General features: G+C 35.4%; 9 protein-coding genes. 2 read left to right on the top strand and 7 right to left on the bottom strand.

From position 1 onward, the window contains the following. Nucleotides 1–415: 415 nt before the first annotated feature. The gene (locus tag DPQ31_RS02800) at nucleotides 416–772 is read left to right on the top strand and encodes a YgzB family protein (RefSeq protein ID WP_000025051.1); all 357 of its coding nucleotides are present in this window, start codon (nucleotides 416–418) and stop codon (nucleotides 770–772) included. A gap of 195 nt (nucleotides 773–967) precedes the next feature. On the opposite strand, the gene DPQ31_RS02805 is transcribed toward DPQ31_RS02800, so the two are convergent. From DPQ31_RS02805 to DPQ31_RS02835, 7 genes are all read right to left on the bottom strand, one after another. After that, entirely contained in the window at nucleotides 968–1,387 is a 420-nt protein-coding gene (locus DPQ31_RS02805) for a GNAT family N-acetyltransferase (protein WP_000860626.1), read from the bottom strand. A 191-nt stretch (nucleotides 1,388–1,578) separates the two neighbouring features. Further along, nucleotides 1,579–2,007 carry a peroxide-responsive transcriptional repressor PerR gene (gene perR / locus DPQ31_RS02810; protein WP_000237831.1) on the bottom strand — a complete coding sequence of 143 codons (429 nt, stop codon included), beginning with the start codon at nucleotides 2,005–2,007 and terminating at the stop codon, nucleotides 1,579–1,581. Nucleotides 2,008–2,305: 298 nt separating this feature from the next. Continuing rightward, on the bottom strand, nucleotides 2,306–2,761 hold the full coding sequence (gene bcp / locus DPQ31_RS02815) for a thioredoxin-dependent thiol peroxidase (RefSeq protein ID WP_000633719.1): 456 nt from the start codon (nucleotides 2,759–2,761) through the stop codon (nucleotides 2,306–2,308). 44 nt (nucleotides 2,762–2,805) lie between these two features. Then, nucleotides 2,806–3,210 (bottom strand): potassium channel family protein, encoded by a 405-nt coding sequence (locus tag DPQ31_RS02820; protein WP_000964354.1) that lies wholly within the window; start codon nucleotides 3,208–3,210, stop codon nucleotides 2,806–2,808. 72 nt (nucleotides 3,211–3,282) lie between these two features. Beyond that, complete coding sequence (locus tag DPQ31_RS02825; protein WP_000965746.1) at nucleotides 3,283–4,068, bottom strand: ABC transporter permease; 786 nt, start codon at nucleotides 4,066–4,068, stop codon at nucleotides 3,283–3,285. A 4-nt stretch (nucleotides 4,069–4,072) separates the two neighbouring features. Then, nucleotides 4,073–4,864, bottom strand: a complete 792-nt coding sequence (locus DPQ31_RS02830) for an ABC transporter permease (protein ID WP_000521521.1) — start codon at nucleotides 4,862–4,864, stop codon at nucleotides 4,073–4,075. Then, nucleotides 4,857–5,870, bottom strand: a complete 1,014-nt coding sequence (locus tag DPQ31_RS02835; protein ID WP_098711275.1) for an ABC transporter ATP-binding protein — start codon at nucleotides 5,868–5,870, stop codon at nucleotides 4,857–4,859. The genes DPQ31_RS02830 and DPQ31_RS02835 overlap by 8 nt, the downstream gene beginning before the upstream one ends. Before the next feature lie 127 nt (nucleotides 5,871–5,997). On the opposite strand from DPQ31_RS02835, the gene hemL reads away from it, so the two are divergent. Further along, on the top strand, nucleotides 5,998–7,296 hold the full coding sequence (gene hemL, locus DPQ31_RS02840) for a glutamate-1-semialdehyde-2,1-aminomutase (protein WP_001011872.1): 1,299 nt from the start codon (nucleotides 5,998–6,000) through the stop codon (nucleotides 7,294–7,296). Nucleotides 7,297–7,419 lie beyond the last annotated feature (123 nt).

Consider the following 7,419-nt stretch of genomic DNA (forward strand, 5'->3'; position numbering starts at 1 on the left):
GGATCAAACTCTCCAATAAAGTTAGTTTGTCTAGCATCTAAAAATAAAAATTGACGTTTCACGTTGTTTGTTTCGTTCAGTTTTCAAAGAACTACTCGGTCGCTCATTTGCGACTTCCTTATGTTAACATCTTCGTTTTTCGATGTCAACTAAGTTTTTCAATTTCTTTTTTGTCATTTTCTGCGTTTCCGCATCAGCGACGTTTATTAATATATCACGCAGTATATATAGGGTCAATACTTTTTATAAAAAAATTTCACATCCCGTTAAGGAGTTAAAAAACCTTTGATAACCATCATTATTTACGTTCGTTCTTCATTCCTCCTTATTTCATATCTTATCGCTTTAACATAATCTCCAGCGAATGAAAATTCTAAATTTTGTGTTATATTATTATTATAGGAGTGTGGTGAGAATGAGCATTAAATATTCAAACAAAATCAATAAAATTCGGACCTTTGCATTAAGCTTAGTATTTATCGGCCTCTTCATTGCATACTTAGGTGTCTTTTTCCGCGACAACATTATTATTATGACAACATTTATGATGGTTGGTTTTTTAGCTGTTATCGCTAGTACTGTCGTTTACTTTTGGATTGGTATGTTATCTACAAAGACTATACAAATCATTTGTCCAAGCTGCGATAAACCAACAAAAATGCTCGGTCGTGTCGACGCATGTATGCATTGCAATCAACCTTTAACACTTGATCGAAATCTAGAAGGAAAAGAATTTGATGAGAAATATAATAAGAAGAGCTATAAATTATAGGGATATAGGGTACAGTTCTATTTACAAAGCTAAAGAAGTTTCAACTCATTAAAAAGTCGATTTCTTAACCAAGAAATCGACTTTTTAATTTTTCCTTATTAAACTGAAGTTCCCGTTAGTTTAATAAGGAAAAAGGCTATTAGAAAAACGATGCCTTTCATATCGCTTACTGTCTTCTTCTAAAATTTATTATGTCTATTTTTTCGATATTACAGTAAACATCCCCGTCATGTTGGGTGAGTAATCTTTAAAATTATATTTTTCATAGAATGACGTTTTACCTTCTGATGCAAACAAACCAACAAACGCTTTATCCGGTGCAGTCTGATTTAAGTATTCAACTAAAGCACTCATTATTTTCTTTCCAATACCATTCTTTTGATAATCTGGATGAACCACTATATCTTGAATATAGAAATAGATAGCCCCATCACCAACAATTCTCCCCATACCCACAATTCGATTATTATCATTGACTGTGACGCAGTAAATAGAATTTTGAAGTGATGTTTCCACCACTTCAAAATTCATATAATTAGTCCACCCGACAGAGTCACATAAATACTTGTATTCTTCCAATGTTGGAATGTTATTTTTAATCTCATATGTTTTCAAAGCGCATCCCCCAAGATGTTATTTTCACTACATAAAATCTATTCGACGCAGTTTTATCTAACCCTCTTACTAACGTAACTTGCTCCCATGGGCCTTTCCACTTAACGCTGTAATTCCAAATAAACATAAGATACCTTTATATAATAAAAAAAGAGGCTGACGTAACCGTCAGCCTCTTTTTTTATTATATATTACGCCTTATGACACTCTGGACAAACGCCATAAATTTCTAAGCGATGACTATTAATAACGAAGCCTGTCGTTTTCGCAGCTTCCTCTTCAAGCTGTTCCAATCCTCCATAAGGAAAATCAACAATCTTACCACATTTTTCACAAATCACATGATAATGTTGACTTGTAACATAATCAAATCTACTTGAAGCGTCTCCATAAGTTAATTCCTTTACAAGTCCAACTTCTTTAAATACACGTAAGTTATTATAAACAGTTGCAACACTCATATTTGGAAACTTACCTTCTAATGCTTTATAAATGTCATCCGCTGTTGGGTGCGTCATAGATTCCACAAGGTACTCTAAAATAGCATGACGCTGTGGAGTAATGCGTACACCCGTATTTTTCAGCATTTCTAGCGCTTCTTTTAATTCTTCTTTGACCACCGTCATGCACCCCGATTCTATACGGATTATTATTTTATAATTCTTATAAAGAGTGTACTCCTTTTCTTATAAATCGTCAATATTTCTACTATAAGTATGTGGTTTATTTTTGTATATAGCCTTATTCTTATGTATCTTTCCCCAGTTTCTATACATTTACATAGAAAAAAGTGCGACATAATCGCACTTGGAATACTATCATCTGAGGAGGTATGCCCTACACTTCCACTTTATGTAAGACGATAAAATATGTATAGACACTTGCCTTACTTCTATATATTTTACCTCCACTATAGGTTTACTTTATATAAGAAAGAACGTCCTCGGTATGCCCTTTTACTTTTACCTTACGCCACTCTTTTACAAGTTCACCGTCTTTATTAATAAGAAATGTCGAGCGTTCGATTCCCATATACTCTTTCCCGAAGTTCTTTTTCAATTTCCAAACATCGTACAATTCTGCCACTTTATGATCTTCATCTACTAAAAGTGTAAATGGAAGTTCGTGCTTCTCAATGAATTTCAAATGTCTATTCGCTGAGTCAGGGCTTACACCAAGGATAACCGTATCCTTCTCTTGAAATAATCCATATGCATCACGAAAATCGCATGCTTCTGTTGTACACCCTGGAGTCATATCTTTCGGATAAAAATATAGAACTACATTTTTCCCGCGAAAGTCAGCTAAGCGAACTTGTTCTCCGTTACTTCCTTCTAACGTGAATTCCGGTGCCATTTCTCCTACTGTAATCATTATTATCACTCCTTATTGTTTCTTTTACTATATCAAATGCGATCTTATTTTTCATTGTCTATTACAGACCTCATCACAAAAGCAAACGGTAATGTATATCCAATCAGTGCTTCTCCGATTGCAATCCATCTCCCTATTCCAATCGGAGCTATATCACCATATCCAACGGACAATAAAGTGACTGCACTAAAATATAAACAAATTTCAACAAGCTGAAAAGAATGAGCGGTCAACCTTTCACCATCTTCTTTCAAAACTGTAAAACCCATTTCCTCTAATACAACATAACTTAATCCAAATGCAATCAGTACTGTTGTATAAATTAAAAATAACGAGGCTAAATTATATAACGAAAAGAAACGTTTTGAATCTGAATACGAACTCCATAATAATTGGACACTTCTTAAAATAGCTACTGCTGCAATTAATAGAATAAATCCCCATAACATGTCCTCCACCTCATTTTATATGTATGAGATGGGCGGCTGATTTATCCCTTTGAAACGAACAAGCTTCTATAATTAATTCCCCGCACCACGATATCGTTTTACCCCTTGATTCCAGAGAGTAATTGCAATAGTAAAGCAAATGACACCAACAATTGGCGTTGCAAATGCATAGCTATTCCACTCTGTTTTTCTTAAGAAGTACGCCGCTGGGTATACTCCAACAAATGCAAATGGTAAAACAAACGTTAAAATGAAACGAATTACACGGTTATAAATATTAACAGGATAGCGGCCATAATTACCTATGTTATACATAAGCGGCATAATGGAACTTTTCGCATCCGACCAAAAACCAAGGCTCGCAAGCGTAACAAATATCCCGCCATACACAAGCGCTCCTCCTCCTACCATCAGTAAGAATAGGAAGAAATCATACCAGTAAAAGGATAAATTTAGTTCCACTGCTGCGTATCCCATTACAATAATTCCTGTAACCGCTCCAATTAAAGATTCAAGTTCCATTCTTTCTAATATAATTTGAAATAAGCTATGAATTGGTCTCGTCAATACACGATCCATTTCACCTTTAATAATGTAACGATCATTAAAGTCCCATATGTTAAAGAATGCTGAAAAAATGGCAAACGGTACTAAAAAGAAACCATAAATAAAGATGACTTCTTCTCGGCTCCATCCTTTTAATGCTTGTGTATGCCCAAATACTACGAGAATAAAGATTAAATTAACCGCTTGTAGTGATAAATCCGAAAGTAATCCGACGATAAAATCGCCTCGATACTCTAATTTAGTTTTTATATATTGGCTTGCGTATTGCAAAAATAATTTTATATATAGCATCCTATCATCCCCCTTGTACAATTAGACGTTTTCTCGCCGTTTTCCACATGAGTACAATTGGAATAATAAGTATAATTGCCCAAATTACTTGAAATAACAAAGCTTCATATAACTCACTTCCCTGTATACCTTCAGAGAAAATCATACTCGGAATATAACTAATTGCTTGAAACGGTAAAAACACCATTGCTTTTTGGGCCCATAATGGATAAAAACTAATCGGTAATAATAAACCAGAAAATAAATCAATCACAACACGTTTTGCATACATAATTCCACTATTATTAAATAAGAAGAATGTAAGCATTCCCGTCATTAAGTTTATTTGTGTATTAATGATAAAGCTAAATATTAACGATAAGAAGAAATATAACCACGTTTGAAAATTCGTTGTAATTTGTAATGAAAATAACAAAGTAACGATGACCATACCTGGGATTGAAAAGAACGCAAAACGAAATATCCCTTCGCCAAGACCTTGCATAACTTTCATTCCTAAATAGTTATATGGACGAATTAGTTCTACCGCCACACGCCCTTCTTGAATCTCCATCGCAATTTCTCTATCTATATTATTGAAATAAAAAGCACGTGCCATCCATGCGATCGCAATATACGTGGTCATTTGCGAAATAGATAAACTTTCAATATTCTCTTTCCCGCTATAAATCGCTTGCCATAAAAAATAATACGCACCGATATTAATCGTATAAATTAAAATCCCGCTGTAATAATTTGTACGATAAGCAAGCATCATTAAAAAGCGAATGCGAATCATTTCAATATACTTACCCATGCTTAATACCTTCTTCATAAATGTTACGAATTATTTCCTCTGTAGACACTTCGTTAATTTTTAAATCTTTAATTTGAAAAGCTTGTACTACTTTAGAAATAAGCATTGAAATAATAATTTCTTCATTCGGTATTTTTGCAAGCCACGCATTTTCCTCTTTCGCTTTTGACCAAACGACTTGACTATCTGGCATAACCATCGATAACATCTGATAAGAAACTGGAGCGACAAATTGAAAATGGATTTCCTTCTCTGCTCCCCACTGTGTGCGAAGGTTATTTAAAGAACCGTCATACATAATATTTCCTTCATCCAGCATGATAACGCGCTCACATAAAGCTTCAATGTCAGTAATATCATGTGTTGTTAATAAAATTGTTGTTTTATAACGTTCATTCATCTCTTTTAAGAATTCACGTATTTTCAATTTCACAAGAACATCTAGCCCTATTGTTGGCTCATCTAAAAATAGTAACGGTGGATTATGAATTAATGCTGCCGCTAATTCACAGCGCATCCTTTGGCCAAGAGATAACTTTCGGACAGGCTTATCTAATAAAGGACCAATATCTAACGTTTCGATTACGTGCTCCATATGTTCCTTATACTGAGTGTCTGAAACACCGTACACTTTCTTCAATAAACGAAACGATTCTTGTACCGCAATATCCCACCAAAGCTGAGAGCGCTGACCAAAAACAACACCAATTGTTCTCACAAATTCTTCTCTTTGTTTATGTGGATTCATTCCGTTCACCGTGATTTGCCCTGAAGTCGGAGTCAAAATCCCTGTAAGCATTTTAATCGTCGTTGATTTACCAGCACCATTCTCACCAATATAACCAACCATTTCACCTTGCTTCACAGTAAAAGACACATCATTTACTGCTGGTACTATTTTATAATTACGATTTAATAAATCGCGAAATGCCCCCTTTAATCCCGGACGACTTGAATAGGCTGTAAACTCTTTACGTAACCCTTGTACCTCAATTACCGATTTCATAATCGGACCCCCTTCCTAAATGTCACAACGAATAGTTTACCCAACTGCTCCTTCTATCACAAACAATACGTCTTTTCTAAAAACATGTTAGAATAATACATAGATTTTTGTAAGGAGATGAATTGTAGTGAATTTCACGAAATCAGAAGCATTACATAAAGAAGCTTTAGAACATATCGTTGGTGGTGTTAATAGTCCTTCTCGTTCTTTCAAAGCAGTTGGAGGCGGTTCTCCCGTTGCAATGGAACGTGGAAAAGGTGCTTATTTCTGGGATGTAGATGGAAATAAATATATCGATTATTTAGCAGCATACGGTCCTATTATTACTGGACATGCTCACCCCCATATAACAAAAGCAATTACAACAGCTGCTGAAAATGGTGTACTATACGGAACGCCAACAGCACTAGAAGTAAAATTTGCAAAAATGTTAAAAGAAGCAATGCCTGCATTAGATAAAGTCCGCTTCGTAAACTCTGGTACAGAATCCGTTATGACAACCATTCGTGTTGCCCGCGCTTACACTGGTCGCACAAAAATTATGAAATTTGCTGGTTGTTACCACGGTCATTCCGATTTAGTACTTGTAGCAGCTGGTTCTGGCCCTTCTACTCTTGGAACTCCTGATTCAGCTGGTGTGCCACAAAGTATTGCACAAGAGGTTATTACCGTTCCCTTTAATAATGTAGAAACTTTAAAAGAAGCGTTAGATAAATGGGGACATGAAGTAGCAGCTATCCTTGTAGAGCCAATCGTTGGAAACTTCGGTATTGTAGAGCCTAAACCTGGATTCCTTGAGAAAGTAAATGAGCTTGTCCATGAAGCTGGTGCATTAGTAATTTATGATGAAGTTATTACTGCTTTCCGCTTTATGTACGGTGGTGCTCAAGACTTACTTGGCGTAACACCAGACTTAACTGCACTTGGTAAAGTTATCGGCGGCGGACTTCCAATTGGCGCTTATGGTGGTAAGAAAGAAATTATGGAACAAGTTGCCCCGCTTGGACCTGCATATCAAGCTGGTACAATGGCAGGAAATCCTGCTTCTATGGCATCTGGTATCGCTTGTCTAGAAGTTCTTCAACAAGAAGGCGTATACGAGAAATTAGATGAACTTGGCGCAATGCTTGAAAAAGGAATTTTAGAGCAAGCTACAAAACATAATATCGATATTACAGTAAACCGCCTAAAGGGTGCATTAACTGTATACTTCACGACAAATACAATTGAAGATTACGATGCAGCCAAAAATACAGATGGTGAAATGTTCGGTAGATTCTTCAAACTTATGCTCCAAGAAGGTATTAATTTAGCACCATCTAAATATGAAGCATGGTTCTTAACGACAGAACATACACAAGAAGATATCGAATATACAATCGAAGCTGTTGGAAGAGCATTTGCTGCTTTAGCAGACAATAAATAATACTGTCATTACAAGGAAAAAAGAAAGGTTACCTTTCTTTTTTCCTCAGAGTGTTGGGAAACCCTTTAGGGTTCCCAACATTCTGCAATCCTTTTTAATTTTAGTAAATGAAAACAATATAAA

Source organism: Bacillus sp. COPE52 (assembly GCF_003355115.1).
Lineage (GTDB): Bacteria > Bacillota > Bacilli > Bacillales > Bacillaceae_G > Bacillus_A > Bacillus_A toyonensis.

Bases quoted from the DNA above. Each gene is read 5' to 3' on its own strand.
- DPQ31_RS02830 (WP_000521521.1), bottom strand. From the start codon at position 4,864: ATGGGTAAGTATATTGAAATGATTCGCATTCGCTTTTTAATGATGCTT.
- DPQ31_RS02800 (WP_000025051.1), top strand. From the start codon at position 416: ATGAGCATTAAATATTCAAACAAAATCAATAAAATTCGGACCTTTGCA.
- DPQ31_RS02820 (WP_000964354.1), bottom strand. From the start codon at position 3,210: ATGTTATGGGGATTTATTCTATTAATTGCAGCAGTAGCTATTTTAAGA.
- DPQ31_RS02835 (WP_098711275.1), bottom strand. From the start codon at position 5,870: ATGAAATCGGTAATTGAGGTACAAGGGTTACGTAAAGAGTTTACAGCC.
- DPQ31_RS02825 (WP_000965746.1), bottom strand. From the start codon at position 4,068: ATGCTATATATAAAATTATTTTTGCAATACGCAAGCCAATATATAAAA.
- bcp (WP_000633719.1), bottom strand. From the start codon at position 2,761: ATGATTACAGTAGGAGAAATGGCACCGGAATTCACGTTAGAAGGAAGT.